The sequence below is a fragment of the Rhizobium sp. SRI_017 genome, from assembly GCF_057586295.1.
Map to the genome: position 1 here is coordinate 1 of NZ_JBYCZP010000066.1, position 1,130 is coordinate 1,130.

The window sequence follows — 1,130 nt, forward strand, 5'->3', positions numbered from 1 at the left end:
GGGCGTTGGCGCGTGGATCAGCAAGTGAGCGGAATTTGGTCTTTGATGGGCTCGCTTATTTGGTTGCTCCCGTCGAGGCTCGGTAACGAACGGATTTCGGGCGTCCGTAGGCGAGCATTCGGTTAAGAATGGCCACGCCGATCGCAGCTTCAGTCTGCTGCGCCCGGAATGAACGAGCACGTAGCCGCGGACCGATGACGCCCTTGTATCGACCCATCGCGGTTTCAACCAAAGCCCGTTTGCCATAGCCGGTGGACGTCTGCCATTTCAGCCGACCATCGATCTGCATCGATGCGATGTGATCGTCTCTCTGGCAACATGCTTGAACGTTGGGCCGTTCAACCGCGTTCGAGCGCGTTGGAATGACGACCTTCGCACCTGCGCTATGACGCAGCACTGCGTCATAGGTTGGAGTGCCATCATAGGCTCCATCGGCAGTGAACTGGCCGATCTCATCATCGAACTGATCCAGCAACGACTCCAGCTGCGAGGCATCGCCGGTTTCCTGATCTGTCAGGCTATGTGCAATGATCTCGCCACTGTCGGCATCAACAGCCAGATGAAGTTTTCGCCAGTTACGCCGGGACTTCGCTCCGTGCTTTTCTTCCAGCCATTGGCCCGCGCCATAGACCTTGAGCCCCGTACTGTCGACCAGAACATGAATGGGTCCGTCCGCCACATGCTGCCGGTCGTTGCTTCTGGCCGATGGCTTCCAGGTTCTGGCCCTGCGGCTGAGTGTCGTGTGATCGGGCACTGGCAAATTCAGTCCCATCATATCAAGCACCGAACCCAGAAGCCCTTCACTCTGGCGCAAACGCAATCCGAATACCATGCCCAGCATTAGCGTAGTTTCGATCGCCAGATCCGAATAGAGAGGCTGACCACCACGCGTCTTGCGCCGTGGGGCGGCCCAGCCCGCCAGCGCTTCCGGCGTTATCCAAAGGGTTAAACTGCCACGACGGCGAAGGCCCGCCTCATACTCCGCCCAGTTCGTCACCCTGAACTTCATTTTGCCGATGTGATGGCGGCGGGAGGCATTATGTTTGTGAGGCATGCTGGTTCAATCGGGCTATTTTCGATCGCAGCCACATAGTTGCAAAATGTTGAAATTTGATCCCCGCACCAATTCC

Annotated in this window: 1 protein-coding gene; it reads right to left on the bottom strand. The window is 57.4% G+C overall.

The window, feature by feature from the left end; translation table 11 throughout:
• Nucleotides 1-55: 55 nt before the first annotated feature.
• Entirely contained in the window at nucleotides 56-1,054 is a 999-nt protein-coding gene (locus AC2YI2_RS35000) for an IS5 family transposase (RefSeq protein WP_487391121.1), read from the bottom strand.
• Nucleotides 1,055-1,130 lie beyond the last annotated feature (76 nt).